Annotated in this window: 24 protein-coding genes and 1 tRNA gene; 12 read left to right on the forward strand and 13 right to left on the reverse strand. The window is 73.3% G+C overall.

The genetic code is table 11. The annotated features are described in order from the left end of the window. Positions 1-12 precede the first annotated feature (12 nt). Positions 13-744, forward strand: coding sequence for a sirohydrochlorin chelatase (locus tag K1X13_RS09395; protein WP_221024838.1), 732 nt, complete (start codon positions 13-15; stop codon positions 742-744). Here the strand turns inward: K1X13_RS09395 and K1X13_RS09400 are convergent. Both K1X13_RS09400 and K1X13_RS09405 read right to left on the reverse strand, forming a co-directional pair. Beyond that, positions 681-1,622 carry an alpha/beta fold hydrolase gene (locus tag K1X13_RS09400; RefSeq protein WP_221024839.1) on the reverse strand — a complete coding sequence of 314 codons (942 nt, stop codon included), beginning with the start codon at positions 1,620-1,622 and terminating at the stop codon, positions 681-683. The genes K1X13_RS09395 and K1X13_RS09400 overlap by 64 nt on opposite strands. Beyond that, complete coding sequence (locus K1X13_RS09405; RefSeq protein ID WP_221024840.1) at positions 1,619-3,541, reverse strand: hypothetical protein; 1,923 nt, start codon at positions 3,539-3,541, stop codon at positions 1,619-1,621. Before K1X13_RS09405 ends, K1X13_RS09400 begins: the two co-directional genes overlap by 4 nt. Positions 3,542-3,777: 236 nt before the next feature. Between K1X13_RS09405 and K1X13_RS09410 the strand changes: the two genes are divergently transcribed. Then, the gene (locus K1X13_RS09410) at positions 3,778-4,518 is read left to right on the forward strand and encodes a MerR family transcriptional regulator (RefSeq protein WP_221024841.1); all 741 of its coding nucleotides are present in this window, start codon (positions 3,778-3,780) and stop codon (positions 4,516-4,518) included. An 83-nt stretch (positions 4,519-4,601) separates the two neighbouring features. Here K1X13_RS09410 and ispF read toward each other — a convergent pair whose 3' ends face one another. Further along, positions 4,602-5,096, reverse strand: coding sequence for a 2-C-methyl-D-erythritol 2,4-cyclodiphosphate synthase (ispF, locus tag K1X13_RS09415; RefSeq protein ID WP_308249473.1), 495 nt, complete (start codon positions 5,094-5,096; stop codon positions 4,602-4,604). A gap of 55 nt (positions 5,097-5,151) precedes the next feature. Here ispF and K1X13_RS09420 point away from each other — a divergent pair, with 55 nt between their 5' ends. After that, entirely contained in the window at positions 5,152-6,732 is a 1,581-nt protein-coding gene (locus tag K1X13_RS09420; protein WP_308249474.1) for a molybdopterin-dependent oxidoreductase, read from the forward strand. A gap of 36 nt (positions 6,733-6,768) precedes the next feature. Further along, positions 6,769-7,227 carry a TspO/MBR family protein gene (locus K1X13_RS09425; RefSeq protein WP_221024843.1) on the forward strand — a complete coding sequence of 153 codons (459 nt, stop codon included), beginning with the start codon at positions 6,769-6,771 and terminating at the stop codon, positions 7,225-7,227. Positions 7,228-7,267: 40 nt separating this feature from the next. Here K1X13_RS09425 and K1X13_RS19655 read toward each other — a convergent pair whose 3' ends face one another. After that, the gene (locus tag K1X13_RS19655) at positions 7,268-8,455 is read right to left on the reverse strand and encodes a C39 family peptidase (protein WP_221024844.1); all 1,188 of its coding nucleotides are present in this window, start codon (positions 8,453-8,455) and stop codon (positions 7,268-7,270) included. Continuing rightward, positions 8,452-9,774 (reverse strand): C39 family peptidase, encoded by a 1,323-nt coding sequence (locus tag K1X13_RS09435; RefSeq protein ID WP_308249475.1) that lies wholly within the window; start codon positions 9,772-9,774, stop codon positions 8,452-8,454. Before K1X13_RS09435 ends, K1X13_RS19655 begins: the two co-directional genes overlap by 4 nt. A gap of 94 nt (positions 9,775-9,868) precedes the next feature. Between K1X13_RS09435 and cysS the strand changes: the two genes are divergently transcribed. The 3 genes from cysS to K1X13_RS09450 all read left to right on the forward strand — a co-directional run bounded on the left by cysS (position 9,869) and on the right by K1X13_RS09450 (position 13,447). After that, positions 9,869-11,281, forward strand: coding sequence for a cysteine--tRNA ligase (gene cysS, locus K1X13_RS09440; RefSeq protein ID WP_221024845.1), 1,413 nt, complete (start codon positions 9,869-9,871; stop codon positions 11,279-11,281). 104 nt (positions 11,282-11,385) lie between these two features. Continuing rightward, a complete protein-coding gene (gene rlmB / locus K1X13_RS09445; protein ID WP_221024846.1) occupies positions 11,386-12,345 on the forward strand; it encodes a 23S rRNA (guanosine(2251)-2'-O)-methyltransferase RlmB in 960 nt (319 codons plus the stop codon). A gap of 196 nt (positions 12,346-12,541) precedes the next feature. After that, complete coding sequence (locus tag K1X13_RS09450) at positions 12,542-13,447, forward strand: type IV toxin-antitoxin system AbiEi family antitoxin domain-containing protein (RefSeq protein WP_221024847.1); 906 nt, start codon at positions 12,542-12,544, stop codon at positions 13,445-13,447. Positions 13,448-13,576: 129 nt separating this feature from the next. On the opposite strand, the gene K1X13_RS09455 is transcribed toward K1X13_RS09450, so the two are convergent. From K1X13_RS09455 to K1X13_RS09465, 3 genes are all read right to left on the reverse strand, one after another. Next, entirely contained in the window at positions 13,577-14,833 is a 1,257-nt protein-coding gene (locus K1X13_RS09455) for a DUF4032 domain-containing protein (protein WP_221024848.1), read from the reverse strand. A 110-nt stretch (positions 14,834-14,943) separates the two neighbouring features. Then, on the reverse strand, positions 14,944-15,405 hold the full coding sequence (soxR, locus tag K1X13_RS09460) for a redox-sensitive transcriptional activator SoxR (RefSeq protein ID WP_221024849.1): 462 nt from the start codon (positions 15,403-15,405) through the stop codon (positions 14,944-14,946). Between the two features lie 173 nt (positions 15,406-15,578). Further along, a complete protein-coding gene (locus K1X13_RS09465) occupies positions 15,579-15,749 on the reverse strand; it encodes a CsbD family protein (RefSeq protein WP_221024850.1) in 171 nt (56 codons plus the stop codon). Positions 15,750-15,895: 146 nt separating this feature from the next. Here K1X13_RS09465 and K1X13_RS09470 point away from each other — a divergent pair. The 4 genes from K1X13_RS09470 to K1X13_RS09485 all read left to right on the forward strand — a co-directional run bounded on the left by K1X13_RS09470 (position 15,896) and on the right by K1X13_RS09485 (position 18,489). After that, a tRNA-Thr gene (locus K1X13_RS09470) sits at positions 15,896-15,971 on the forward strand. 111 nt (positions 15,972-16,082) lie between these two features. Then, a complete protein-coding gene (locus K1X13_RS09475) occupies positions 16,083-16,238 on the forward strand; it encodes a hypothetical protein (protein ID WP_221024851.1) in 156 nt (51 codons plus the stop codon). A gap of 91 nt (positions 16,239-16,329) precedes the next feature. Further along, positions 16,330-17,475: an acyltransferase family protein gene (locus tag K1X13_RS09480; protein ID WP_221024852.1), complete on the forward strand. Its 1,146-nt coding sequence runs from the start codon at positions 16,330-16,332 to the stop codon at positions 17,473-17,475. Between the two features lie 246 nt (positions 17,476-17,721). Further along, on the forward strand, positions 17,722-18,489 hold the full coding sequence (locus K1X13_RS09485; protein WP_221024853.1) for a lysyl oxidase family protein: 768 nt from the start codon (positions 17,722-17,724) through the stop codon (positions 18,487-18,489). A 61-nt stretch (positions 18,490-18,550) separates the two neighbouring features. Here the strand turns inward: K1X13_RS09485 and K1X13_RS09490 are convergent, their stop codons facing one another. The 4 genes from K1X13_RS09490 to K1X13_RS09505 all read right to left on the reverse strand — a co-directional run bounded on the left by K1X13_RS09490 (position 18,551) and on the right by K1X13_RS09505 (position 22,423). After that, the gene (locus K1X13_RS09490) at positions 18,551-19,933 is read right to left on the reverse strand and encodes an MBL fold metallo-hydrolase RNA specificity domain-containing protein (protein ID WP_221024854.1); all 1,383 of its coding nucleotides are present in this window, start codon (positions 19,931-19,933) and stop codon (positions 18,551-18,553) included. Between the two features lie 133 nt (positions 19,934-20,066). After that, complete coding sequence (gene pdxY / locus K1X13_RS09495; protein WP_221024855.1) at positions 20,067-20,927, reverse strand: pyridoxal kinase PdxY; 861 nt, start codon at positions 20,925-20,927, stop codon at positions 20,067-20,069. A gap of 20 nt (positions 20,928-20,947) precedes the next feature. Next, the gene (locus K1X13_RS09500) at positions 20,948-21,577 is read right to left on the reverse strand and encodes a M23 family metallopeptidase (protein WP_221024856.1); all 630 of its coding nucleotides are present in this window, start codon (positions 21,575-21,577) and stop codon (positions 20,948-20,950) included. Positions 21,578-21,622: 45 nt separating this feature from the next. Beyond that, the gene (locus tag K1X13_RS09505) at positions 21,623-22,423 is read right to left on the reverse strand and encodes a dioxygenase family protein (protein WP_225914925.1); all 801 of its coding nucleotides are present in this window, start codon (positions 22,421-22,423) and stop codon (positions 21,623-21,625) included. 80 nt (positions 22,424-22,503) lie between these two features. Here K1X13_RS09505 and K1X13_RS09510 point away from each other — a divergent pair, with 80 nt between their 5' ends. Beyond that, positions 22,504-22,974, forward strand: a complete 471-nt coding sequence (locus K1X13_RS09510; RefSeq protein WP_221024857.1) for a MarR family winged helix-turn-helix transcriptional regulator — start codon at positions 22,504-22,506, stop codon at positions 22,972-22,974. Between the two features lie 51 nt (positions 22,975-23,025). Here the strand turns inward: K1X13_RS09510 and K1X13_RS09515 are convergent, their stop codons facing one another. Next, positions 23,026-23,712, reverse strand: coding sequence for a uracil-DNA glycosylase (locus K1X13_RS09515; RefSeq protein WP_221024858.1), 687 nt, complete (start codon positions 23,710-23,712; stop codon positions 23,026-23,028). Positions 23,713-23,718 lie beyond the last annotated feature (6 nt).

The following is a 23,718-nucleotide window of genomic DNA, read 5'->3' on the forward strand; positions in this document are numbered from 1 at the left end:
GAGGAGAGTGCAGTGAAGCCACGTCTGGTCACGGTCGCCCACGGGACGCGCGCCGCCGAGGGGCCGGTCACGATCCGCGGCCTGGTGCGCCAGGTGGCGCGGCGGATGCCGAACGTCGACGTGGTCGAGTCCTACGTCGAGCTCGCCGAGCCGAGCTTCTCGTCGGTGATGGAGCGGGCCGAGGCCCCGTCGGTCGTCGTACCCCTGCTGCTGTCCACCGGCTACCACGTCACCACCGACCTGCCGGCGGCCGCGCGGCGCAGCCCGCACCCGGTGGTGACCGCGCGCCCCCTCGGGCCGCACCCGCTGCTCGCCGCGGCAGCCGCGATGCGGCTCCGGGCCGCGGGGGCGCAGCGCGGCGACGCGGTCGTGATGGTCGCCGCCGGCTCGACCGACCCCGACGCCGCGGTGGACACCTACGTCGCCGGCCGGCTGCTCCAGGCGCACTGGGGCGGGGCCCCCGTCCAGGTCGCGCACCTGAGCGGGGAGGGGCTCTCCGTCGCGGACGCGATGGCGAACCTGCGCCGCGACGGGCACACGCGGATCGCCATGTCGCCGTACCTGCTCGCCCCCGGCCACTTCGCCGCCAAGGCCCGTACGATCTCCGTGCTGCACGGCGCCACCGCGGTCGCCGACGTGCTCGGGCAGCACCCGCTGGTGGCCGAGCTGGTGATCCGCCGCTACCTGACCGCGATGCGCGCGTCGGTGGGCGTCGGCACCGCCCGCCGGGCACGGGTGGCCTGAGCCCGCTCGACCAGCTCGATCAGTGTCGTCGAGACCAGCTCGTCGCGCTCGAGCGGCAGCATGTGGCCCGCGCCCGGCGCGACCGTCAGCCGGGCCCGGGGGACCGCCCGCGCCAGCCGGCGTGCGTGGGACGGCGGGGTGAGCCGGTCGCGCTCGCCGACCAGCACGTGCACCGGGACGCCGTGCAGCGCGTGCAGCCCCTCGAGCCGGTCGTGGCGCATCAGGTCCTCGAAGAAGCCGCACATCGACGCGGCCGGGGTGTTGATGATCCCCTCGACGGCGAGCGCGTGGTCGCGCAGCCGCATGTCGTCGCCGAAGAGGAACCGGCGCGCGACCATCGCCTCCAGCACCGGGGCCCGGCGGCGCTGCCGGCGGCTGAGCATCCGGCTGCGGGTGGCGAGCAGGGCGGGGATCCGCTCCTTGGCCCGCTCGCCGAGGGTCTCGCCGAGCCGGCGCGGACCGAGCCGGACCCGGCCCAGCGAGCCGCCCGAGGTGGCCACGAACAGCACCCCGCGGACCCGGTCGGCGAACAGCTCGGGACGGTGCTCGGCCAGCGCCATCACCGTCATCCCGCCGATCGAGTGGCCGGCGAGGACCAGGTCCCCGGCGGGCGCGTGCGTGTCGATCACCGCGGCCAGGTCCCGGCCGAGGTTCTCGATGGTGGCGGCATCCTGCGGGCACTCGTCGGAGGCGCCGTGGCCCCGGTGGTCGTAGCCGATTACCCGTACCGCGTCGCCGAACCAGGTCCGCAGGTCGCGCAGCTGGTAGCGCCACGCGTCGTGGTCGGAGGTCCAGCAGTGCGCGAGCACGACGGTGACCTCGGCGTCCCGGGGCCCGTCGATCCGCACGTGCAGGCGAAGCCCGTCGTGGGTCCTCACGCGCCGACCCCGGTGGTCCGGGCGAGCCGCCGCGGCAGGCCGGCGACCTTCTGGGCCAGCGCGGCGAGGCGGTGGACGAGCGGGGCGAGCCGCTCGGCGACGGGGACGAGCCGCGCCGGGAGCCGTACGCCGTCGCGCCGGCCGGCGAACGAGTAGCCCGCCGCGACGGTCGCGAACAGTGCGAGGAACAGGCTGCCCACGACGCCGTACCCGGCACCCCAGAGCCAGCCGGGGACGTCCTGCCTCTCCTCGCGACGCAGCACCACCTGCTCGGCGACCAGGTCGCGGGGGCCGCTGACCGCGGGGTGCTCCGCGGCCGGGATGGCCGGATCTGCCGGGAGGTACACCGGGGCGGCGGCGAGGCCGTGCAGCGGTGTGTGCAGCCGGACCAGCGTCTTCCAGTCGCCGGCCAGCGGCATCGGCTCGTCCGTGCGCCACACCCCGGGACCGGTGGGCTCGAGCTCGCCGTGCACCACGCCGCCGCCCTGCCAGGACAGCGCCTCGAACCAGTACGCGTCGTGCACCAGGCGCGGGTCGGCGGTGACCGTGAGGTAGGCCCGGCCGTCGCGGACCTCGCCGACCGCGACGTCGACCGAGCCCCGGCGGGGTTCGCCGGCGGGCACGTTGACCACGAACACGGCGAGTACCGCGACGGTGGCGAGCAGCGCCCAGCGGCCGGCGTGCGCCGACGTGGGAGCCGTGGCGGCAGCGGCGGTCGGGGTGGCCGGGGCGGTCGCCACGGTGGTGAGCCGCTGGTGCATCCAGGTCGCCACCACGCCGACGCCCACGCCGGTGAGGCCGGCGAACAGCACCGCCCAGGGCATCAGCTCCGCAGGCCACGGCATCGGCCGGGTGGCCTGGGTCCACAGGTACTCCACGCCGAGCATGCCGAGCGTCATCACGCCGCCCGCCACCGCGCCGTACGACAGGGTGGGCCGGGCCCGCCGGGCGAGGACCGCCGCGACCAGCGCGCCGCCGAGCAGGCTGGGCGGCCACGGGGTGAGCGCGTCGAACACCGCGACGTTGAGCGCCACCAGGCCGCCCTGGAGCGCGGCGTGCGCGACCCAGATCGAGACCACCCAGCGGGCGCCGCGGAACATCGCGAGGGTGAACGTGCCGACCGTGGCGACGGTGAGCACGACCGGGTCGTTGACCAGGGGGAACTGCGGGACGCCGTACGCGAACTCCAGCAGGAACGCGACCGGTCCGGCGGCGAGGACCAGGATGGCCACCCACTCGAGCAGCGGGCGGAGCCGGGACGGCCCGGCCTGGCGGGCCTCGGCGCAGGTGAGCAGCATCGTGTACGGCAGCATCAGGGTGCCGCCGATCATCAGCACGTGGGTCGGGCCCCACTCCGTGACGTCCTGGCCGAACAGCCGGTGCCACAGGTCGTCGAGGGGGAAGCCGAGCAGCGCGAACAGCGCGACGCCGGTGCCGATCGCCGGGCCGACCGGGACCCGCCAGCCCGGGGTGAGGGCGAGGGTACGCCGGGGGAGCCGGTCCCGGGCGAGCGCGAGGGCGAGCGCGCCCCCGGCGAAGATCGCGACCAGCCCGAGGAAGATCAGGTAGTGCGACGGGTTGGCCAGCGGGCCCTCGTCGCGGCCGAACGAGATGTGGTAGCTGACGTCCCAGTAGAGGCCGACCGCCCCGGAGAGGGCGCCGAGCACGCTCACCAGCAGGGGGAGCGCGAACCAGCGGGGGCTGCCGTCGAGCCGGGCCGTCGCGTCCGCGGCCCGGCCCACGAGGGTGCGGTGGCCGGTGCGCTCGCGGACCATGACCCAGAGGATCGCGGCGTACACCGCGGCGGTGAACACGGCCACGACGAGGATCTGGTCGCCCGGTGCTCCTCCCGCCGACGGGGTGGCCGCGCTCTGTGCCAGGACGGACCGCTCGGCGGCCGGCAGGGGTGACAGGGGCATCTCTCGGAACCCTCCGGTTATGCGACATTCACGATGTAACATCCACCATGACACATGTGATGTGACGCGTGTCAACCCCTCGCCCCCTCGTTGAGGCGTCAGTCGTGCGGCGTCGAGGCGTCACTCGTTCGGCGTTGAGGCGTCAGTCGTGCGGCGATGAGAGGTCAGTCATGCCGACGTACGGCGCCCGCGCGGAGTGGCCCGCGACGCCGTGTGTGACCTGGGAGGATGACGAGGTGAACGCGCACCCCGAGATGACCATCGACCAGCTCGCCGCCTCGGCGCAGATGACCGTGCGCAACGTCCGCGCCTACGCCAGCCGGGGACTGATCCCCGCCCCGCGGCTGGTGGGACGCACCGGCTACTACGGCCCCGAGCACCTCAGCCGGCTGCAGCTGATCCGGGACCTCGTGGACCGCGGGTACACCCTGGCCGCGGTGGAGAAGGCCCTGGTGCAGCACACCTCGTCCACCGCTGGGCACGCGCTCGACCTGCTCGCCACGCTCGCCGACCCGCTCGGGCAGGACGAGGAGCCGGAGGAGATGACGGTCGAGGCCCTGGCTCGCCTCGCCGGTACGGAGCACCAGTCGGTCTTCCTGGACCGGCTGATCGAGCTCGGCATGGTGGAGCGGATCGACGAGGAGAACGTACGGCTCCTGCGGCCGTTCGTCGTTCGCGCCGGGGCTAAGGCGATGGCGCTCGGGCTGGACCGGACGTCGGTGGTGGAGCTGCTCCCGCTGATCGCGACGCACACCCGGGTGATCGCGCAGCGGTTCGTCGACGAGTTCCGCCAACAGCTGTGGAACCCGTTCGTCGAGGCCGGGCTCCCGGAGGAGCAGTGGCCGCAGATGCTCAAGAGCATCGAGACGATCCTGCCGGTCGCGTCCCAGGCGGTGCTCGCGATCTTCCGTGACGAGCTGAACAAGGTGATCCAAGAGGCGCTCGGCGAGGAGATCAACCGCATCGTCGATGCGTGACCGCCGACGTCGACGCTCGGCTGCCGCACGAGTGACCTCTCAACGCCGCACGAGTGACGTCTCGACGCCGCACGAGTGACCTCTCAACGAGGGGTGGGGAGGAGCAGCGCGGTCGCGATCGCGGCGACACCTTCGCCGCGCCCGGTGAGCCCGAGCCCGTCGGTGGTCGTCGCGGACACGGTCACCGGCGCACCGCAGGCCGCCCCCAGCACCGCCTCCGCCTCTGCCCGGCGCGGACCGAGCCTCGGCCGGTTCCCGACCAGCTGTACGGCGACGTTGCCGATCTCGTAGCCGGCGGCGCGGACGCGTCGCGCGGTCTCCTCGAGCAGCGCGCAGCCGGACGCCCCGGCCCACTCGGGCGCCGACGTCCCGAAGTTGCTGCCCAGGTCGCCGATCCCCGCCGCGGAGAACAGCGCGTCGCACGCGGCGTGGGCGACGACGTCGGCGTCGGAGTGGCCCGCGAGCCCCTGTGGCTCGTCGGGCCAGGCGAGGCCGGCGACGTGCATCGGCGCCCCGTCGACGAGCCGGTGCACGTCCGTGCCGACACCGATGCGGGGCAGGGGAGGAGGCGTGGTCACGCCCCGATCATGCCGCACACCCGTCCGCGCTTGCCGGATGGGCGAACATGAGGGTGTGAGCAGTTCTTCCCCCGGCGGCACCGGCACCACCGGCGAGCCCCGCGACCCCGGCGGCGCCCGGGGGCCCCGCGGTTCCCGGGGTTTCCTCGCCCTGGCCGGCCTCGTCGCCGGCGTGGCGGGGATCGCGGTGAGCCACACCGTCACGATGCTGCTCACCATCCGCGCCACCCCGCTGCTCGCGGTCGCCGAGGCGATCATCGAGGTCACCCCCGGCTCGCTCGCGGAGGGGCTGATCGCGGTGGTCGGCCAGTACGACAAGCCGCTGCTGATCGTCGGCGTCTCCCTCTGCGTGCTCGCCCTGTCCGCGTGGGCGGGGGTGCTCTCCGCGCGCAGCCGGCTCCTCTCGATGCTCGTGTTCCTCGCGATGGGCGCGGTCGCGGTCGCCGCGGTGTGGACGCGTCCCGGCTCCTCCGTGTACGACGTCCTCCCGGTCGTCGCGGGCACCGCCACCTGGGTCGTCGTCCTGGGTGCGCTCGCGGACCGGCTGACCCGGCTGCGTCGCGACCACGCGCCCGACGAGGCGCGCCGGAGGTTCCTGGTGACCGCGGGCGTGGTCGCTGGCGCGGCGGTCGCGGTCGGTCTCGCCGGGCAGTTCGCGGGGCGGACGCGTCGCGGCGTCGAGACCGCCCGCCGGCTGCTCCGCCTCCCGGTGTCGCGCGGCATCGTGCCCCCCGGGGCGGAGGTCGGGGTCACCGGGGTCGCCCCCTGGCGCACGAGCAACCAGGAGTTCTACCGGATCGACACCGCGATCGTGGTCCCCACCGTCGACCCGACCCAGTGGACGCTGCGGATCCACGGCATGGTGGACAACGAGCTGGTGCTGACCTACCGCGACCTCCTCGACCGGCAGGTGACCGAGGCCTGGGTGACGCTGTGCTGCGTCTCCAACGAGGTCGGCGGCGACCTGATCGGCAACGCGTGGTGGAGCGGGGTCCGCGTCGCCGGGCTGCTCGCGGAGGCCGGTGTGCGCCCGGGCGCCGACGCGGTGCTGCAGACCTCGCAGGACGGCTGGAACTGCGGCACCCCGCTCGAGGTGCTCACCGACGACCGCGACGCGCTGCTGGCGATCGCGATGAACGGCGAGCCGCTGCCCGTCGAGCACGGGTTCCCGGTGCGGATGGTCGTGCCCGGCCTCTACGGCTACGTGTCGGCGACGAAGTGGCTGGTCGACCTCGAGGTCACCCGGTTCGCGGACGTCACCGCCTACTGGACCGAGCGCGGCTGGTCCCCGCGCGGCCCGGTCAAGACCCAGTCGCGGATCGACGTACCCCGCGACGGCGCCGACGTCGCGACCGGCACCCGCCGCGTGGGTGGGGTGGCCTGGGCGCAGCACACCGGCGTCGAGCGGGTGGAGGTCCGGCTCGATGGGCAGGCCTGGCAGCAGACCGAGCTGGGCCGGGTCCCGGGCGTGGACACGTGGGTGCAGTGGTCGGCCGAGGTCGACCTCGGCCCGGGGCCGCACACGCTGGCGGTCCGCGCGACCGACCGCAGCGGGTACACCCAGACCGCGGTCGAGCGGGACGTGGTCCCCGACGGCGCCACCGGCTGGCACACGGTCGAGTTCGAGGCGGGCTGAGGCGTGCCGGGCGGCGTTCGTGGGTACGGCGTCCACATGCGCCCCACCGTGCTCACCTCGGCCATGTCCGCCGCGGCCGCAGCCCTCGGCAGCCTCGGTACGGACCCCGGCAGCGACTGGTACGAGCGGCTGGACAAGCCGTCCTGGCAGCCGCCCGGTTACGCGTTCCCGCTGGTGTGGACCCCGCTCTACGGGCTGATCGCCTGGGGCACCGGCCGGATGGTGGAGCGCGCGGACCCCGACGACCGCGCCCCGCTGCTCGCGTTGACCGGGGCGGACCTGGCCGTCAACGCCGGCTGGTGCTGGGCTTTCTTCGACCGCCGCTCACCGGCCGGCGGGCTCGGCGCGATCCTGCTGCTCGACGGGCTCAACGTCGCCCTGGTCCGCGAGGCGGCCCGCCGGGACACGAGGGCGGCGGCCGCGCTGGCGCCGTACCTGCTGTGGACCGGCTTCGCGACCGCGCTCAACGCCGCGATCTGGCGGCGGAACCGCTAGCCGCGGCGAACGGCCCCGCGCCGCACCCGCTCGGCGGCGCTCACCAGTTGGCCTCGGCCGGTCGCGGCGGGAGGTCCACCTCGGGCGGCACGATGACGTACACGATGCCGCCCGTCGGCCGCTGCCACGCGCACGCGAACTGGGTCCGGTCGAAGGTGGTGCGCACCTCGGCGTTGTCCGGCAGCTGGTGCGCCGCCGGGTCGTTGCAGACCACGTTCCCGTCGGCGTCGAAGCCGACCACGGTGAGCAGGTGCCCCGCCGTCGTGTAACCGGCCCCGTGGAGCTCGTCACGGGTGAACGACACCGACGCCGCGAGCGGGATCCCGGCCGCGACGAACTGCTCCATCTCGGTCAGCGAGCGCAGCCGCGTGACGTAGGCGCGGACGCCGTACCGGCCGGCGTAGGCGGTGCTGAACGACCAGTTGCCCGCGCCCCGGTAGTCGTGGTCGAAGGTGTGCCGCGCCGCGTGCGGGACGACCCGGTCCGGCAGCCGCGGGTCTACCCAGGCGTATTCGTCCGGCGTCGGGCCGCGGCCCCAGTGCTCGAGCAGCATCGTGGCCGAGGTCGGGGAGCACCACGCCTCGCCGCCGCCGCCCCACTCCAGGTACCGCCCGCGGTGCACGAACTGGGAGTACGCCGGGACGTCGATGACCGTGCCCGCGGCCCCGCCGGGCGCCGAGGAGGGCGGGGTCAGGCCCAGGTCGACGGCGGAGCCCATCACCCCGAGCAGCGAGACGGACGGCGTTGCGGTGGAGCCGGTGCGGCGCAGCAGGGAGACCCGGAGCCGGTACGACGCGAAGGGGTGCCCGTCCTCCGGGGTGAGCACGTCCACGGCCACCCGGGCGTGCTCGTCCTTCTGGCACGACAGCGAGGCCGGGCTGATGTCCTGGTCGGTCTCGGCCCACCGGCCCAGCACGTACCACGGGGTCTCGACGCCGACCCCGGTCGTACCCGCGACGCTCACCTCGAGCCAGGTCCCGGACGGCGTCACCGCGTTCCAGGACGGGATCACCTCGGTCACGGCGAACCCGGGCACCACGTCCGGGGAGGTCCAGGTCGCCTCGTCGTACGTCGCGGGCGGGCGATCCTGGTGCGGGTCGACGTACTGCCGGGTCGTCGTCGCACGGTCCAGGACGAGCACGCCGCCGCGGACCGCGGTCCCGTCGTGCGCGCCGCCGCCGAAGTCCTCGGGGTCCGTCCAGCCGTGGAAGCGGATCCGCCCGTTCACCAGTTCTGCGTCCGGGTCGCCGGGAGCGGGTGTGCGGCGTCGCGGATCACGTAGACGAGGCCGCCCGCGGCGCCGTACTCGCCGGCGGTGGTGAGCCAGGCGTTCTCGAACTGGCCGCGGTCGTAGGTGCGTCGCACGCCCTTGTTGCGCGCGGCCGCGGGGTCGTTGACGATCACGTCGCCGGACTCGGTGAACCCGACGATCACCATCAGGTGGCCGTGCGTCGAGCCGATCGGGGCGCCGTCGAGCGCGCCCGGAGCGAACGCGACCGAGGCCACGACGGGGATGCCGACCTTGATGAACCGCTCCGCCTCACGCAGCGAGCGGAGCCGGGTCACGAAGCCCGCGTCGGCGTGGGTCGCCGCGTAGGCGGTGCTGAACGGCCAGTTGCCGGCGCCGTCGTACTCGTAATCGAACGTCATCCGCGCGGCGTGGTCGACGAACCGGTTCGGGTGCGGGCTCTTGACCCAGGCGTACTCCGCGGCGGAGGGCAACCGGTCGTAGTAGCCGAGCACCATCGACACGCTGGTCGGGGAGCACCAGGCCTCGCCTCCGGCGTCGTACTGCGGGTAGTCGCCCTCGTGGATCATCTGCGAGTAACGCGGCAGGGTCAGCGAGACGCCCCGCGCGACGCCCGGCGTCGACGGGACCACCCGCTGCACCTCCGGCAGCCGCGACGTCATCGCGCCGAGGGTCTGCACCACCGGGGAGGCGGTCGTCCCGGACCGGCGGAACAGGGTGAGCCGCAGCTGCCAGTCGGTGAAGCCCATGCTGTAGTTCGAGCGCCAGGTGTCGGTGGCCACGCGAGCCAGGTCGTCGCCCTGCTCGCCGAGGCTGGTGCGGTGGAACCGGGCGTCGCCGGCGGACCAGCGGGCCAGGGTGTCCCAGCTGCTGAGCCGGCCGGTCTCGCTGCGGCCGCGGGCCTCGACCTGGATCCACGAGTCGCGCGGCGTGGCGGCCTGCCAGGACGCGACCAGCTCGGTGAAGCCGAAGCCGGGGGAGGTCCACCGCGACGTCCAACGGCCGAAGTCGTAGGTCTTCGTCGGGTGGCCGAACGGGTCGTCGTACCGCCGGGTCCCGATCGGCTGCGCCATCCGCAGCGAGCCCTTGACGACCTTGACGCCGTTCGCCAGGCCGCGGTCGAGCTGCTTGGTGCTCGTCCACTGCTGGTAGCCGATCCGGCGGGAGGTGTCCTGGTACGGCGGCGCCGCGGCCGCGGGGGCCGTGACGGGCGCGACGAGCGTGGAGGCCAGGGCCGTGCTCACGGCCAGGGCGAGGGGGAGTCGAGAGACCCGGGTGGACCGAGACGAGATGCGCACCCGTTAACGATAACCACCCATTGTCACGTGAGTGAACAGAAATCACACGAACATCACGGTTCGGGGCGCTGGGCATCCTCGATAGGATTGCCCGGTGACTCTTCGGCTCTACGACTCCGCGACGCGCGCGGTCCGCGACTTCGCCCCCCTCGAGGACGGCAAGGCGGGCATCTACGTGTGCGGTCTGACGGTGCAGTCGGAGCCGCACGTCGGGCACGTGCGCTCGGCGGTGAACTTCGACGTGCTGCGCCGCTGGATGACCGCGTCCGGGTACGACGTCACCTTCATCCGCAACATCACCGACATCGACGACAAGATCCTGATCAAGTCCGCCCAGCAGGGCCGGCCCTGGTACAACCTCGCCTACATGATGAAGCGCGAGCTCGACCGGGCCTACGACGCGCTCAACGTGCTGCCGCCGACGTACGAGCCGGCCGCCACCGGGCACATCCCCGAGATGGTCGAGCTGATCGCGCAGCTGATCACCCGCGGCCACGCCTACGCCGCCGCGGACGGGTCCGGCGACGTGTACTTCGACGTGAAGTCCTGGCCGGCGTACGGCGCGCTCTCCGGCCAGAAGGTCGACGAGATGGAGGCCGCCGAGGACGCCGACCCGCGCGGCAAGCGGGACCCCCGCGACTTCGCGCTGTGGAAGGGCTACAAGAAGGAGTCAGAGCCGGCGACCGCCGCGTGGCCCTCGCCGTGGGGCCCGGGCCGCCCCGGCTGGCACATCGAGTGCTCGGCGATGGCGCTGAAGTACCTCGGCGGTGCCTTCGACATCCACGGCGGCGGCGTCGACCTGCGCTTCCCGCACCACGAGAACGAGCAGGCGCAGTCACGCGCGGCCGGGTTCGGTTTCGCGAGCTACTGGATGCACAACGCCTGGATCACCACCGCCGGCGAGAAGATGAGCAAGTCGCTCGGCAACTCGCTGCTGATCCCGGTCGTCCTCGAGCGGGTCCGCCCGATCGAGCTGCGCTACTACATGGTCGCCGCGCACTACCGCTCGCACGTGGAGTTCTCCTACGAGGCGCTCGAGGAGGCCTCGGTCGGCTTCCGCCGGGTCGAGGGGTTCCTCGCCCGGGCCGCGGAGCTCACGGGCGGGGTCGGTGAGGACGGGATGCACTGCGCGGAGTTCGTCGCGGCGATGGACGACGACCTCGGCACCTCCGCCGCGGTGGCCGCGATCCACGACGTGGTCCACGAGGGCAACAAGCTGCTCGCCGAGGGCGACTCGGCCGCGCTGCGCGGGAACGCGGCGTCGGTGCGCGCGATGCTCGCGGTGCTCGGCGTCGACCCGCTCGACCCGCACTGGGCGGGCGGCGGCTCGGGGTCGGACGAGAAGCTGTCCGCCGCCGTGTCCGTGCTGGTCGCCGGGCTGCTGGAGCAGCGGTCGCGGGCCCGGGCCGACAAGGACTTCGCGGCCGCGGACGCGATCCGCGACCAGCTCAAGGCCGCCGGGATCGCGCTCGAGGACACCCCGCAAGGACCGAAGTGGTCGATCTGACCCGCTGAACGACCTCGTCGTTCGAACTTCTCGGGCGCAGCGGCTACCGTCGTATGACGGTCGAGCTCGTCGAGACCCATCACTACCGAAGGCAGAACATCTCCATGGCAGGCAACTCGGCGCGTCGCGGCGCCATCAAGAAGTCCGGCAAGGGCAACCCGACCGCGGGATCCGGCGGCCGCGTCCGCCGCGGGCTCGAGGGCAAGGGCCCGACCCCGAAGGCGAAGGACCGCGAGGGGCACACCGCCTACAAGGCCCGCAAGCGCGTCGAGAAGACGAAGAGCGCCCGGCCGAAGCGTCCCGCGAAGACCGGGGACTCCGAGTGGATCGCCGGCCGCAACTCCGTGGTCGAGGCGCTGCGCGCGCACATGCCGATCACCTCGATCTACGTCGCCGAGGGCGCCGAGCGGGACGGCCGGCTGCGTGAGGTGTTCCGGGTCGCCGCCGAGCGGGGTGTGTCCCTGCTCGAGGTCCCGCGCAACGAGATGGACCGGCTCACCCAGGGCGCGGTGCACCAGGGGCTCGCGGCGAAGGTCCCGGCCTACGAGTACGCCCACCCCGACGACCTGCTCGACCGCGCCGCGGAGGTCAAGGAGAAGCCGCTGATCGTCGCGCTCGACTCCGTGACCGACCCGCGCAACCTCGGCGCCGTGGTGCGCTCGGCGGCCGGCTTCGGCGCGCACGGCGTGCTGATCCCGGAGCGGCGCGCGGCCGGCATGACCGCCTCGGCCTGGAAGACCTCGGCCGGCGCCGCGGCCCGCGTCCCGGTCGCGCAGACGGTGAACCTCACGCGCCAGCTCAAGGCGTACCAGGAGGCCGGCTGCATGGTGATCGGCCTGGCCGCGGACGGCGACGTGTCGCTGCCCGACCTCGACCTGGCCGACGGGCCGCTGGTGGTCGTGGTGGGCTCCGAGGGCAACGGGCTCTCCCGCCTGGTGGCCGAGACGTGTGACCAGCTGGTGTCGATCCCGATGGTGAACGCGCTCGAGTCGCTCAACGCCGGGGTCGCCGCGTCGGTGACCCTGTACTCCGTGGCCGAGAAGCGCGGGACGTTCACCTCCTGACCCTCCCGGCTTCTTCGTTGAGGCGTCACTCGTTCGGCGTTGAGAGGGCAGTCGTGCGGCGTTGAGGCGTCACTCGTGATGCCGCCGCGTCGCCGGACGGGCCAGGAACCGTCCCCGGTTCCGGCGAGCCGGGGGCGTGTCCACCGCCGGAAGGACGAGGGGCGCCGGCGGCGCCGTACCGCCCGATCGTGGCGGGATGATGCTCCCTCCCGAGATCCCGCGCACGCCGTTCACCTGGCCCCAGGCCAAGGCCCGGGGGTTGTCCCGGCACCGGCTCGACGAGCTGGTCGCCGAGGGCGTCGTACGACGGGTGCTGCGCAACGTCTACGTCCGGGCCGACGCGGCCGACTCGCAGCTGCTCCGGGCGCAGGCGGCCAGGCTCGTGCTCAGCCCGTTCGTCGTGATCTGCGACCGGACGGCGGCCTGGATCTGGGGCGTGGACACGTTCGCCTATCGCGAGCTGGAGATCCTCCCGCCGCTGGAGACCTATGCCCTGCGCGGGCACACGCGTGCGCGCCGCGAGGGGTGCGAGGGCGGCATCCGCGACCTGGCACCCGAGGACGTCTGCGACGTCGGCGGGGTCGCGGTCACCACCCGCCTGCGCACCGCCCTCGACCTCGCGTGCAAGCTCAGCAGGCGTGACGCGCTCGCGGCGCTCGACGGCTTCATGCGCGTGCACGGGCTGACCCGCCCGGAGCTGCGGCGTGAGCTCCGGCGGTACTTCCGGCGCCGCGGGGTGGTCCAGGCGCGGCAGCTCGTCGGGCTCGCAGACCCGCGCGCGGAGTCGCCCGGTGAGTCGTGGACCCGGATGGCAGCCGTCGACGCCGGGCTCCCGGTGCCCGAGCTGCAGTGGTGGGTCCACGACGGCGGCCGGCCGGTGTTCCGCCTCGACATGGCCTACCCGAAGAGCCGGGTGGCGCTGGAGTACGACGGACGCGAGTTCCACGAGCGCGCCGAAGCGCAGGCGCGGGACGAGGCGCGGAGGCGGTGGCTGCGCGAGCACGGCTGGACGGTGATCGTGGTGACCAAGGAGTCGTTCACGCCGGACGCGCTGGCGGCCTGGACCGGGGAGCTCCGCGACGCCCTGCGCGTCCGCCGCTGACGCCGTACGCCAGCCGGAACGAGTGACCTCTCAACCCCTCACGACTGACGTCTCGACGCCGACGGAGTGACCTCTCAACCCCTCACGACTGACGTCTCGACGCCGACGGAGTGACCTCTCGACGAGGGGCTACTCCGGGGGCGAGCCGGCCTCGGGGAGGCCCATCAGCGCCTCCGGGTCGTCACTCGCGGTGATGACCTCCTGCGGGTGCGTGATGAGCACCTCGTCGATGTAGGAGCGCGCCGCGACCTTGATGTCGACCTCCTTGTGCGCCTTCTCCGAGAGGTACCACCGGTGCTCGAGGATCTCGTGGAAAAGCTCCGGCGGCTCGAGCTTGCCGCGCAGGTGCGGCGGGACCATCGCCATCACCGGCTCGTAGACGTTGGTCAGCCACCGGTGCGCGGCGATGGTGCGGTCGCCGTCGCCCAGCTCGGCGTGCGCGCAGTACGCGGACACGTCGTTGAGCAGCCGCCGCGCCTGGTTGTCCTCCACGTCGAGCCCGGTGAGGCTCTGCAGCTCGCGGGAGTGGTGGCCCGCCTCCACGACCTTCGGCTGGAGCCGCACCGTCGCGCCGTCCCAGTCGGTGACGATGTCGAGCTCGTCGACGTCGAAACCGAGGTCGTTGAGCCGCTCGATCCGCTGCTCGATGCGCCACATCTCGCTGGTGTCGAACTCCTCGGTCCCGGTCAGCTCCTGCCACAGCGCGGTGTACCGCGTCTCGACGAGCTCGATGATCTCGTGCGGGTCCACGGCCTCGTCGAGGAAGCCGCCCGCCTGCAGGTCGAGCAGCTCGCCGAACAGGTTGCCGTAGGCGACCTCGAGGTCGTAATTGCGCTGCCCCTCGCTGAGCTCCGGGTGCAGCTCGCCGGTCTCGGCGTCGACCAAGTACGCCGTGAACTCGCCCGCGCTGCGCCGGAACAGCACGTTCGACAGCGACACGTCGCCCCAGAAGAACCCGGCCAGGTGCAGCCGGACCAGCAGCACCGCGAGCGCGTCGATCAGCTTCGGCAGGCTGTCCGCGCGCAGCCCATGGCTGAACAGCCAGCGGTACGGCAGCGAGTAGGTGAGATGCCGGGTGACCAGCGCGGGCTCGATCTCCTCGCCGTCCGGTGCCTCGCGCCCGTCGACGACCGCGACCGGCTCCACGGTCGGCAGGTCCATCCGGCGCAGGTCGCGCAGCATCCGGTACTCCCGGAACGCCATCGCCTCGCGGGTCTCCTTCACCGCGTAGACGTCGTGGCCGAGGCGGACGATGCGCACGACGTGCCGGGACAGGCCGCGGGGCAGCGGCACGACGTACGTGTCGTCCCACTCCTCGAGCGGCGTGCTCCAGGGGAGGGTGACCAGGGCCGGGTTGGGCTTGGTGGCCACGATGCGCAGGGGCATGGGGTGCAGCCTATCCGGGCGCCCGGGGGCCGGGTCTACCGCGCGTGGACGGTGAACGCCGGACCGCCGTCCGCTGCCTCGAGCCGAACCCCGACGGATGCGCGGTCCGGTCAGCTCGCCGGACCACTCCCCGGCTCCAGGTAGACCGCGCCCGGACCGCGCGCCGCTGCCTCGTCCCCTGGGTTGTTCAGCGCGCAGGTGCGCAGGCTCAGGCAGCCGCAGCCGATGCAGGAGTCGAGCTTGTCGCGGAGCCGCTCGAGGCGCTCGATCTGCTCCTCGATCCGGGGCCGCCAGCTCCGGGAGAGGCGCGACCAGTCGCCCTTCGTCGGGGCACGGCCCTCGGGAAGCGTGGCGAGCGCGGCCACGATCTCGTCGAGCGTGAGGCCGACCCGCTGGGCGGAGCGGACGAACGCCACCCGCCGGAGCGCGGCCTGGGGGTAGCGGCGCTGGTTGCCGGCGGTCCGCTCGGAGGCGATCAGGCCGCGCGACTCGTAGAAGCGGAGTGCGGAGGTGGCCACGCCGGAACGCTCGGCGAGCTGACCGATGGTGAGGTGGGCCGCGGGTCTCGCCATGCCGCCCAGCGTAGTCCTGAGACCTCAACCCCACTCGAGCTTCCCCATCCTCGTCGAGGCGTCAGTCGTGTGGTGTCGAGAGGTCACTCGCGCGGCACGCGCCCACCCGGACATGCGGCAGGGCGGCCCCGGAACTGCCTCCGGGACCGCCCTGACTCGGGTGGTGCGGCTCGTTACTTGAACGCGTCCTTGACCTTCTCGCCGGCCTGCTTCAGGTCGGCCTTGCTCTGCTCGGCCTCACCTTCGCGCTTCATGGACTCGTCGTTGGTGGCGTCGCCCAGCTTCTCCTTGCCCTTGCCGACCAGACCCTCGGTCTTGTTCTGCATCTTGTCGTCCGTGCTCATAGCCACAACCTCCTTGGTAGGTGTGCCGGCCCGGTACCCGCGCTGCCCGAGCGCATGCGCACCGCCGTCCGGGTCGTGCGTGTGCCACCTCCCGCGCCGACTACGATGGGCGGTCGCGGAGCCGCTGTGGCCCAGGGGTTCCGCAGGCCGGCCTGGCGCAATCGGTAGCGCACCTAACTTGTAATTAGGGGGTTAGGGGTTCGAGTCCCCTGGCCGGCTCCACCAGCGATTCGTCCTGTTCGCGCACAAAGCGCACGTCCGCGTCCCGGGTTTTACCGAACCTTGGATTTCGCGACCTGGATCGCCGTCCGAGGCGCTGCCTATCGTCGATGCATGTTCATCTCCGTCCGTGTCGCCAACGTCGCGCTGGTGGTGGCGTCGACGCTGTTCGCGATGACGCTGATAGCCGACGTCCTCGTGGTGCACGGCGTGATGGCGCTGGTCCTGGCGGGGCAGCTCGTGGGCCGCGCGACCCTCGCGCAGCGCTGACGCCGTACGACGGACGCGGTCGGCGCCGCGTCCCGGGCGATCTGTCCGCTTCGTCGGACAAGCCCGGCAGCCGTGCCGCACCATGGGACCCGTGACCAGCGGGGGAGACAGGCTCACGCAGCGCCTCGAGCTGCTCGACTACCTGCGGTTCCTGGCCGCCACCTCCGTCGTCGCCTTCCACTACCTGTACAACGGGATGGAGAACGGCAAGCTCACGTCGCTGGAGCCGTCCGCCCTCGCCGGCCCCGCCCGCTTCGGGCTGTTCGGCGTGGAACTGTTCTTCATGATCAGCGGCTTCGTCATCCTGGGCTCGGCCCGCGGCCGGTCCGCCCGCCAGTTCGTCGTCGGCCGTGCGCTGCGACTGCTGCCGGCATTCTGGGTCGCGATGGCGCTCACCGCGGTGGTCATGGCGCTCTGGGGCGAAGCCTCGGGCCTGCGCGTGACGGCGGGCCAGGTGCTCGGCAACCTCACCATGACCCCGACGCTCTTCGGCGTGGAACCGGTCGACGGCGTCTACTGGACGCTGCTGCTCGAGCTGCAGTTCTACGCGCTGGTCCTGCTCTTCCTGGTCCTCGGGCAGGGGCACCGGCTCGGCGCGTTCCTGCCGTACTGGGCGCTGGCCATCTGGCTGGTGAACTACCTCGTGCCCGCGCTGGCCGACCGGGTCTGGCTGGGTGACCACTTCGCGTTCTTCGTCGCCGGGGCGCTCATCGCGGAGATCCGGTACGCCGGTGTGAGCCCGCTGCGCCTGGGCGGGCTGGTCGCCACCGCGGCGGTCACCGTGCCGTACGCCGCGTGGATCGCGTCCTGGCTCATGCCCGGCCCGTCCGGCACGGTCGCGTGCATGCTGCTCGTCGTCGCGTTCTACGCGGTCCTGCTGAGCCTGTGCCTGCCGTCCGTCGCCGCGGTCCGCCTGCCCGCCTCCGCCTGGGCCGGCGGGCTCACCTACCCGCTCTACCTGCTGCACGCGCACATCGGGTACATCCTGCTCTCCCGCTTCGGCGAGGAGTCGCACCCGTGGACGTCGTACGGCGTCGTGCTGGCCGTCGTGCTGACGCTCACCGTGGCGGTGCACGTGCTGGTCGAGCGGCGGGGGCGGCCCTTCTGGTACAGCCTCTTCGACCGCTCGCTCGGCCGGCTCGCGGACGTCCTCGACCGAACGCCCCGGAAGGCCCCGTCGCACGGCGTCGGTGGGCGCGACGTGCCCACGGTCCCGGCCGGCGCCGACAGGATGTGACCCTCGGCCGGTCTGCCCGGAACGGCCCTGGGCAACTCCGGAACCGGGAGGCCGGGGGTGGTACCCAGCTGTGCCGTACGGCGAGCGCGCGGCGGTACCGGTCGGTGCCGGAATCCCCGGCGGGGCTCTCCCCACGGTAAAGAAAGCGTCGTAGGCTGCTGCCCACGCAACCGTGCAAATGCGAACGGGGAGAACATGTCGCACCCATCCGGTCAGTCCCTCCGTCTGCTGCTGGCGGGTGCGTCCGTGCTCCTCCTGGGTCAGTTCTTCGCTCCCGGCAACGCCGCAGCGGTGGACCCGCAGACCGTCGCGGTGACGGCGGCCACGAAGGCGCCGCCGCTCCGGCCGAACCTCGTGGTGCTGCCGGCGGACGGCATCTACGTGCAGGGCAGCGGTGAAGAGCGCAAGATCCGGTTCGAGTCGGCGCTCGGCAACGTCGGCCGTGGCCCGGTCGAGGTCCGGCCGAACAACAGCCGGCCCTGCCCGGCGGGCAAGCGGCACGCCTCGCAGGTGATGTACCGCGACATGGACGGCTCGGGCCGCTACCGCCGCGAGGTCGACACGGGTCTCGCGCGCCGCTCCGCCGGGTGCATGGTCTTCCACCGCTTCCATGACCACTGGCACTTCGAGGCGGCCTCGCGCTACACGCTGCACCGCGCGGACGAGCCCGAGGCGCTCGTCGTCGCGCGGCGCAAGATGAGCTTCTGCCTGCGCGACAGCCGCCGCCTCCCCGCGTCGTACGGCAGCTTGAACCGCCCGCAGGCGTACGGCGCCTGCTCCCGCAGCTCGCCGCAGGGCATCTCCATCGGCTGGGCCGACGTCTACCAGTCGTTCCTCGTGGGCCAGGCGTTACGCCTTCCCTCGGACGCGCGGAACGGGCTGTACTGCCTGCGGATCAAGGTCGACCCGCAGAACATGCTCGAGGAGACGAACGACGGCGACAACGAGTCGGTGCGCGCGTTCTACCTCGAGGGGACCTCGATCGGCTACCGCGACGCCCGCCGCTGCAGCTGAGGCGCCGTCCGCCTGACGCGCGCGGGCTGGGGTGGGCGCGGTGCACGTCGGCGCGGGACGGTCAGCCGACGACGACCGTCTCGAGGTACCTCGGCACCACCGCGGTCCAGTCGAGCTGTCCGGTGAGCCGTCCGGCCAGGGTCCACGCTGCGTCGGGCTCCCCGTGCACGACGTACGCGGTCTCCGGCCTGCGGGGCGCCCGGTGCAGCCACGCCACGAGCTCGTCGGCGTCGGCGTGCGCCGAGAACTCCGGCGCGGGCACCACGTCGGCGCGCACCGGGACGTACTTGCCATGGATCTTGATCGCCTTGGCGCCGTCGAGCAGCGCCCGCCCGCGGGTCCCGGGGACCTGGAACCCGGTGAGCACGACGGTGTGGCGCGACTGCGGAAGCTGGTGTGCGAGGTGGTGCAGCACCCGGCCCCCGGTCGCCATCCCCGACGCCGAGATCAGGATGCACGGGTGGTCGGGCTGGTTGAGCCGCATCGACTGCTCGACCGAGTGCACGAGGTGCAGGTCGCCCGGGTCGAGCGGGTCTCCGTCGCGCTCGAGCCCGGCGCGCACCTCGGGCGAGCGCTCCTGGATCGCCCGCCGGTAGACGTCGAGCGCGGCCAGGGCCATCGGGCTGTCGACGTACACCGGCAGGTGCGGGATCTGGTCCGCGTCCATCAGCACCTTGAGGTGGTGCAGCAGCACCGGCGTGCGGTCGACGGCGAACGCCGGCATCAGCACGGTGCCGCCCCGGCGGGCGGTGCGCCGGATCGTGGAGGCGAGCCGGTCGGTGCTGAGCGGGTCGTGGGTGCGGTCGCCGTACGTCGACTCGACCAGCACGACGTCGGCGCCGACCGGCGGCTGCGGGGGAGCGAGCAGCGGGTGCACCGGACGGCCCAGGTCGCCGCTGACCAGCAGGGTCCGGGCGCCGATCGTGATCTCCGCGAACGCGGAGCCCAGGATGTGCCCGGCCGGGTGCAGGGTCACGCTGCCGATGCCGCCGATCTCGGCGGGCCGGCCGAACGGCACGGGGCGCAGCAGGCCGATCGCCTTCTCGGCGTCGGCCTCGTCGAACAGCGGGAGGGGCGGGTCGTGCTTGGAGTACCCGCCGGCCCGGGCGTGCTCGGCGTCCTCCTCCTGCAGGTGCGCCGCGTCGCGCAGCACGATCGCCGCGAGCGCCGCGGTCCCCGGCGTGCACAGGACCTGGCCGTGGAAGCCGGCCCGGACCAGGGCCGGGAGGTAGCCGCAGTGGTCGAGGTGCGCGTGGGTCAGCACCACCGTGGACAGCCGGGAGGCGTCGGCGGGGAACGGCGCCCAGTTGCGCCGCCGCCAGACCCGCTCGCCCTGGAACAGCCCGCAGTCGACGAGGGCGCCGGCGTCCTCGACCCGGAGCAGGAACCTGCTGCCGGTGACCGTGCCGGCCGCGCCCAGGAAGGTCAGTGTCGGCTTGGTCATCGCGCCGCCCTTCGTCGCTCCGCCGCCCCTGGTCCCACTCTGCGCGGGTGGGAGGTGCGGCGGCCACGGCCGAAGGTCCCGCCCGGGCAGGCGGGAGGCGGCGGCTCGGCGGGTGGTCCCGGCGGGCGGCGGGTCAGCGCAGCCGGGTGACCTCGAACTGCATCGGCGGGTCGGCGATCACGTGCTGGTGCGGCACGAGCGCGATCTCCCGACGTCCCGACTCCGCCGTGGCCTCGAGGATCGAGAACACCGTGGACGCCGTCCGGGCGAGCGCCGTCCCCGGGTCGCCGGTGGAGAGCAGGTGCGCGAGGAACAGGGCCGAGGTGAGGTCCCCCGCGCCGTTCGGCGCGATCGGTAGCAGCGGGGTCGTCACCGACCAGGCTCCGTCGGGGGAGACCGCGATCATCTCGAGGCTGTCCGCCGCGGTGTCGCGGTGGATCACGCTGGTCACGAGCACGGTCCGCGGCCCGAGCCCGCGGACCTTGTCGACCGCGGCGAGCACGTCGTCGAGCGAGCCGCCCTCGGCCGTCGCGGTCTCGGCGAGGAAGTCGAGCTCGAAGTGGTTGGGGGTGATGATGTCGGCCTTCGGCACGACCTGGTCGCGCATGAACTCCGGGATCCCGGGGCGCACGAAGAAGCCGCGGCCCACGTCGCCCATCACCGGGTCGCAGCAGTACACCGCGTCCGCGCTGACCGCCTTGACCCGGTCGACGGCGTCGAGGATGACCGCGCCCACGTCCTCCGCGCCCTGGTAGCCGGAGAGCACCGCGTCCACGCCGGGCAGGGCGCCACGCTCCTCGACCCCGGTGATCACGTCGCCGATGTCGGTCGCGCTGAGCAGCGGGCCACGCCACGCGCCGTAGCCGGTGTGGTTGGAGAAGTGGACGGTGACCACCGGCCACACCTCGATGCCGAGGCGCTGGAGGGGGAAGACGGCGGCGCTGTTGCCCACGTGTCCGTAGGCCACCGAGGACTGGATCGACAGAATGCTCACGCCCGGCATTGTCCCATCCGTCAGCGCGCGAGCATGAGGTAGTCGTGCGGGCGGACCGCGGAGGTGTACCCGGTGCCGGACGGCCGTACCTCGAAGTGCAGGTGACAGCCGTCGGGGGCGGCCGCGTCCGAGGCGCGCGCGACGAGCTGCCCCTTGCGGACGCGGTCGCCCGGGTCGACGTACACCCGCCGCACGTGCCCGACCACGACGTCCACGTCGCGCTGGGCGTTGCGGATCCGGAAGGCGCGGGCGCCGTACGACGGGCCGAGCCCGCCGGCCGAACCGGGCCGCACGACGCGCCCCGGGAGTCCCGCGAACAGCCGGGTGCCGCAGGGCATCGCCATGTCCAGCCCATGGTGGAAACCGCGCTCGCCGGTGCAGCGTGGGTCGGGGTCGTAGTACGGCGCCCGGGTGCAGCCGAACGGGATCATCTTGCGCCGCTCCCCGGCGTACCACGGCGAGGTGTAGCGGTGCCGGTCCGTGACCCAGAACCGCTTCGTCGTGCCCGCGGTCGCCCGGGTCGCCGTCGCCCGTGCCTCCGCCCGCGCCCCGGCCGGGCCCTCGGGGGACCGGCCCGCCGGACCGGACGCGACCGCGGGACCGAGGGTGAGGGCCGCGCTGAGGAGGGCGCCGAGCAGGAGCTGCCACATGCGCCCCATCCCACCGCACGCGGGCGCGGAGCGGAACCCCGGAGGTCAGGCGACCTGGAGCGACCGCTTCGAGAGGCCCATCCAGTACCCGTCGATGCGCTGGTCGCCCGGTGCCTCGGGGTCGGAGGCGGCGCCGAGCGTGACGAACAACGGCGTGTAGTGCTCCACGGTCGGGTGCGCGTAGGGCATCCCCGGCGCCTTGGAGCGGTACGACGCGAGCTCCTCGACGTCGCCGCGGGCGAGCGCGTCGGCCGCCCACGCGTCGAACTCGGTGGACCAGCCCGGGGCGGCCGCGTCGATGCGGAACTCCTTGAGGAACGGCAGCCCGTGGGTGAGGAACCCAGAGCCGACGACCAGCACGCCCTCGTCACGCAGCGGCCGGAGCCGCCGGCCGAGCTCGAGCAGCTTGTGCGGGTCCTGGGTCGGCAGCGACATCTGCAGGACGGGGATGTCGGCGTCGGGGTACATGATCTTGAGCGGCACCCAGGCGCCGTGGTCGAGGCCGCGGCTGGGGTGCTGGTGGACGGGCTCGGTGTCCGGCATCATCGCCGCGACCCTCGCCGCGAGCGCCGAGGCGTCCGGCGTCTCGTAGGTCATCTCGTAGTACTTGCGCGCGAAGCCGCCGAAGTCGTAGACCAGCGGTGTGCCCGCGGAGGTCGCGCTCAGGCTGACCGGGGCGGCCTCCCAGTGCGCGGAGACGATGAGCACCGCGGTGGGCCGGGGGAGGTCGCGCGACCAGGCCGCGAGCTGCGAGCTCCACAGCGGGTCGTCGAGCAGCGGCGGCGCGCCGTGGCCGATGTAGAGCGCGGGCATCCGCCCGGCGTGCGGTGTGGGGTTCTCGGTCATGGCAGGCTCCGGTGTTGAAGGTACAACTCGAAGGTAGCAGATTGAAGGTTGAAGCATCAAGTGTTTGCTAGGATGGTGTCATGACGCGCTGGCTGAACGACGACGAGCTCCGCGCCTGGCTCAACCTGGCCGGCGTGATGCTGAAGCTCTCCCCGACCCTGGACTCGCAGCTGCAGCGCGACTCCGACATGACGCACTTCGACTACCTGTGCCTGGCGATGCTCTCCGAGAGCGCGGACCGGACGCTGCGGATGAGCGAGCTGGCGGTCCGCACCAACGCCTCGCTGTCCCGCCTGTCGCACGTGGTGAAGAAGCTCGAGGCCCGCGGCTGGGTCGAGCGGTTCCCGTGTGCCGACAGCGGCCGGGTGACCATGGTCCGCCTCACCGCCGAGGGCTGGCGGGTGCTCGTGGCGGCGGCTCCGGGGCACGTGGAGACGGTCCGGTCGCTGGTGTTCGACGGCCTCGACGCCGAGGACGTGGCCGCGCTCGAGCGGATCGCCGGCCACGTGGTCGAGCTGATCGAGCAGGCCGGGCTGCGCACCGTCACCTGAGCCGGCGAGGCTCCCGGTCGTACGGCGGCCGGGCCCGGCGCCGTACGACGGTCAGGGCAGCCGCCAGTCGACGGGCGCACCGCCCTGCCGGCCGAGCAGGTCGTTCACGCGGCTGAACGGCCGCGACCCGAAGAACCCCCGCGACGCCGACAGCGGGCTCGGGTGCGCCGACTCCACCCACGGCACCCCGTCGAGCATCGGTTTGAGCGTCTGCGCGTCACGGCCCCACAGGATCGCGGCCAGCGGGCCGCCCCGCTCCACCAGCGCGTGGATCGCGCGCTCGGTGACCGTCTCCCAGCCGCGCCCTCGGTGTGAGCCGGCCGACCCCGGCCGCACGGTGAGCACCCGGTTCAGCAGGAGCACGCCCTGGTCGGCCCAGGGGGTGAGGTCCCCGCTCGTCGGCAGGTCCACGCCGAGGTCGGCCTGCAGCTCGCGGAAGATGTTCGCCAGGCTGCGCGGCACCGGCCGGACGTCGGAGGCGACCGAGAAGGACAGGCCGACCGCGTGCCCCGGGGTGGGGTACGGGTCCTGGCCGACCACCAGCACCCGCACGTCGGCGAGCGGACGGCGGAACGCGCGCAGGATGTCGTCCCCCGCCGGCAGGTAGGTGCGCCCCGCGCCCACCTCGTCGCGCAGGAACCGCCCCATCGCGGCGACCGTCGTGTCCACCGGGGCAAGGGCTTCGGCCCAGTCGGGGGCGACCAGCCCGCGGTCGACGAGACCACCCAGAGCGCTCATGCGCGT

Origin of the sequence: Nocardioides jiangsuensis, from assembly GCF_019679455.1 — a bacterium.
Lineage (GTDB): Bacteria > Actinomycetota > Actinomycetes > Propionibacteriales > Nocardioidaceae > Nocardioides_C > Nocardioides_C jiangsuensis.

Excerpts from the sequence above, each read along its gene's own strand:
- K1X13_RS09500 (WP_221024856.1), bottom strand. The coding sequence starts at position 21,577 with ATGTGGCAGCTCCTGCTCGGCGCCCTCCTCAGCGCGGCCCTCACCCTC.
- K1X13_RS09425 (WP_221024843.1), top strand. The coding sequence starts at position 6,769 with ATGCGCCCCACCGTGCTCACCTCGGCCATGTCCGCCGCGGCCGCAGCC.
- K1X13_RS09475 (WP_221024851.1), top strand. The coding sequence starts at position 16,083 with ATGTTCATCTCCGTCCGTGTCGCCAACGTCGCGCTGGTGGTGGCGTCG.
- K1X13_RS09490 (WP_221024854.1), bottom strand. The coding sequence starts at position 19,933 with ATGACCAAGCCGACACTGACCTTCCTGGGCGCGGCCGGCACGGTCACC.
- K1X13_RS09505 (WP_225914925.1), bottom strand. The coding sequence starts at position 22,423 with ATGACCGAGAACCCCACACCGCACGCCGGGCGGATGCCCGCGCTCTAC.
- K1X13_RS09450 (WP_221024847.1), top strand. The coding sequence starts at position 12,542 with ATGATGCTCCCTCCCGAGATCCCGCGCACGCCGTTCACCTGGCCCCAG.
- K1X13_RS09405 (WP_221024840.1), bottom strand. The coding sequence starts at position 3,541 with ATGCCCCTGTCACCCCTGCCGGCCGCCGAGCGGTCCGTCCTGGCACAG.
- K1X13_RS09465 (WP_221024850.1), bottom strand. The coding sequence starts at position 15,749 with ATGAGCACGGACGACAAGATGCAGAACAAGACCGAGGGTCTGGTCGGC.
- K1X13_RS09515 (WP_221024858.1), bottom strand. The coding sequence starts at position 23,712 with ATGAGCGCTCTGGGTGGTCTCGTCGACCGCGGGCTGGTCGCCCCCGAC.
- rlmB (WP_221024846.1), top strand. The coding sequence starts at position 11,386 with ATGGCAGGCAACTCGGCGCGTCGCGGCGCCATCAAGAAGTCCGGCAAG.
- K1X13_RS09455 (WP_221024848.1), bottom strand. The coding sequence starts at position 14,833 with ATGCCCCTGCGCATCGTGGCCACCAAGCCCAACCCGGCCCTGGTCACC.
- K1X13_RS09510 (WP_221024857.1), top strand. The coding sequence starts at position 22,504 with ATGACGCGCTGGCTGAACGACGACGAGCTCCGCGCCTGGCTCAACCTG.
- soxR (WP_221024849.1), bottom strand. The coding sequence starts at position 15,405 with ATGGCGAGACCCGCGGCCCACCTCACCATCGGTCAGCTCGCCGAGCGT.